This window comes from Pseudotabrizicola sp. (assembly GCF_030684215.1).
Taxonomy (GTDB): Bacteria; Pseudomonadota; Alphaproteobacteria; order Rhodobacterales; family Rhodobacteraceae; genus Pseudotabrizicola.
In genome coordinates, this window is sequence record NZ_JAUXOV010000005.1 from 1 (window position 1) to 2,873 (window position 2,873).

Annotated in this window: 1 protein-coding gene and 1 pseudogene; one reads left to right on the forward strand and one right to left on the reverse strand. The window is 60.4% G+C overall.

Features of this window, described 5'->3' with window-relative positions; all coding sequences use genetic code 11:
• The first annotated feature begins 828 nt into the window (after positions 1-828).
• Positions 829-1,011 carry a hypothetical protein gene (locus Q8K08_RS00090; protein ID WP_305248768.1) on the forward strand — a complete coding sequence of 61 codons (183 nt, stop codon included), beginning with the start codon at positions 829-831 and terminating at the stop codon, positions 1,009-1,011.
• A gap of 191 nt (positions 1,012-1,202) precedes the next feature.
• Here the strand turns inward: Q8K08_RS00090 and Q8K08_RS00095 are convergent.
• Positions 1,203-2,491 (reverse strand): annotated as a pseudogene (locus tag Q8K08_RS00095) (IS3 family transposase); the annotation flags it as partial.
• Positions 2,492-2,873: the final 382 nt, after the last annotated feature.

Consider the following 2,873-nt stretch of genomic DNA (forward strand, 5'->3'; position numbering starts at 1 on the left):
GTTCCTCGGCCTCTCCGACATGGAGCCGACGCGCGCAGCGGCGTCGGCTACTGCGCCTGCAAGTCAACATGGAGACATCTCGCAGCCCATCGGCCGCGGCTTGGGCTGCGCACCTCTTTCAAGGATGGGTGCCGACGTGCCACCGAACTGAACCAGCAATGTCGTAAGTCGGCACCGGAACCTATCGTGGGAATGTTCGATGGACGCCTCCCACCTCAGCCCCGACCGGCCCCCTTCCCCGTTCGACAACCCGGTTATCACCATGTTCGAAATCGGGCTCGTGCATGGGGCGGCACGATCCGCTGATCATGACCCATCAGACGCAGCGGCGGCAGACCCAGTTAAAAATCGGCGGCGCCCTGGGGAGGACAGTGCAAGACAGTTTGGACTCCTTTCTCCGGTCCCCAGACGGCAGACCGGACATGGGTGGTTGGAGCTCAGGAGTGCCGGTCATCTGGGATCTGACGCGCGACCATCGCACTGCCGATCCGGAGGGCTGTGCCCTATCGCCGCTGAAGCTTCGCTGGCGGCTTCCGGAGCCCGGCGGTTTAGGCCGTACCTGACCCGAGGGATGATGACCGTATGCGACGGCCCGGACTCCGGACTCTGTACTGCGGACTGCGGTCCGGAGACAGCAGTTCCCGCGTTGGTGGCCTGGCCCTCGGGAATGCCAGTAATCAGGATTTGTCGTGAGACCACCGCAACGCCGATCCGGAGTGCTGTGCCCGGATCGCACCGTAAACAACGCTTGCGGTCTCCGGAGACCACCGTTTGTGGCTGTGTCTCGTGGAAGAGCCGTCGCTCGCGGGACCATTGCCCGGCATTGGCATGATGAGGAACGACAGGGTCACCGGGATGGGCGAACGGCAGTTCGAGACGATAGGTGCAATCTCCTTTACTGTTCCGGTCGAGGTGATTGAGATCGACAGCTTCCCCCGGTCTTGCAGCCACCTTCATCGCACCGACTTTGGAGTCACCGGCTCATCCGGGGCGACGTTTCGGTTGACCTGACGCTGACGATGAGAGATGGTTCGGTTGATCTGAACAGTGTCTGGGCGTTTTCTAAGTGGTTTTCCGCCTTTGTTATGCCGCCACCGCTTCGGGCGTCGGCGGGTTGAAGTAGGCCTGATTGTCCGTCGTCGAATGATTTGGAACAGGTGGCGTGATTTTGGTCTGGAGGGCTCCGGCTCTGTTGGTTGATGTTATGCTGCTTGGCGCTGATGGATCAAGCGCCGGTTCTGAATGGTCTGTGTTTTGATCTTCTCCCTTTCTGCCAAGATTGCCGGGCCGCGCCCGAAGTAGACGTCGGCGGGTGTCAGATTGCCGAGGCTTTCGTGATATCGGCGATGGTTGTAATGCTCGACGAAGGCGGTGATGGCGGCCTCAAGCTCGCCCTCCAGGTAGTAGTTTTCGAGCAGGATGCGGTTCTTGAGGGTTTGGTGCCAGCGCTCTATCTTGCCCTGCGTCTGGGGGTGATTGGGCGCGCCTCGCACGTGATCCATGCCGTTTGTCTCGAGGTATTTGGCGAGATCCCCCGCGATGTAACAGGGACCGTTATCGCTGAGCAGCCGCGGCTTGTGCAGCACGGTGACGCTGTCGCATCCCGATGTGGCAAGTGCGATGTCTAACGTGGCGCGGACATCGTCCGCCCCCATGTTGGTGCAAAGCTTCCAACCCACGATGTAGCGCGAGAAGTCATCCAGCACGGTAGACAGGTAGAACCAGCCCCATCCAATCACCTTGAGATAGGTGAAGTCGGTCTGCCACATTTGGTTTGGCCTGATGGTTTTGTCCCTGAACTCGTCGGCGGCTTTCACGACGACATAGGCAGGGCTGGTGATCAGGTCATAGGACTTGAGCAATCGATACACGGAAGATTCTGATACAAAATACTTCTTTATATCAGTGAATTGCACGGCCAGTTCCCGCGGGGAAAGCTCCGGTTCGTTGAGCGCCAGGTCCACAATCTTGTCACGCACGGGGTCCGGGATGCGGTTCCAGACCTTGGACGGCCGTGATGGGCGGTCTTCCAGCCCCTCCGGGCCATGATCGACGTAGCGATCATACCAGCGATAAAAGGTCGTGGGCGGGATCCCGATCTGGGCCAGGGTTCGGCGGACCGGAATGTGGGATTGCTCAACGATGCGGATGATCTCTAGCTTCTCGGAAGCCGGGTATCTCATTCGCGGTCGCCCCCAACCCCGCTCGTGTTTTTTTTGAGGACTCTGTTCTCAAGGGTCAGGTCAGCGACCACCTCCTTGAGGGCCAGAGACTCGGCGCGCAGGTCCTTCACCTCCGTGCTGGTTGCCTGGCGCGCCGTATCACCTGCCAGGCGTTTCTTTCCCGCCTCGAGAAATTCCTTCGACCAGCTGTAATACAGGCTCTGGGCGATCCCCTCTCGGCGGCACAGCTCTGCAATGCTGTCCTCGCCGCGAAGGCCTGCCAGGACAATGCGGATTTTCTCTTCCGCGCTGTGAATTTTACGAGTCGCGCCGCATCAGCGACGTTCATCGGCCAGGATCGCTGCGGCAAGTATGATCGGCCGGTCTGGCGAAGCCACACTGCAGCGAGCTGAGGGGGCCGGCCGTCGACAAAGGGCCGGACCACGTCGATGGCCTCTGACGCGCGAAGGCACGGCCCATGCTGCGACGCCGCATGACCGCAAGGAGCCCTCAGCGACATTCAGGAAGGCCGCAGCATCGGAGAAACCTTCGCAGGCGCAGCAACGTGCCCGGCCCTTATGTATGTGTCGGCTGCTGTTCGCAATTGAGAATTTGGCACGACTTCGGAAATCGCTCATATGTATCCGGCCTGTTGATCGGCTCGCGGGCCGTGGCCTTGATGGGGTTACGCACGCGCCTTGGTCTCATTAG

Excerpts from the sequence above, each read along its gene's own strand:
- Q8K08_RS00090 (WP_305248768.1), top strand. The coding sequence starts at position 829 with ATGATGAGGAACGACAGGGTCACCGGGATGGGCGAACGGCAGTTCGAG.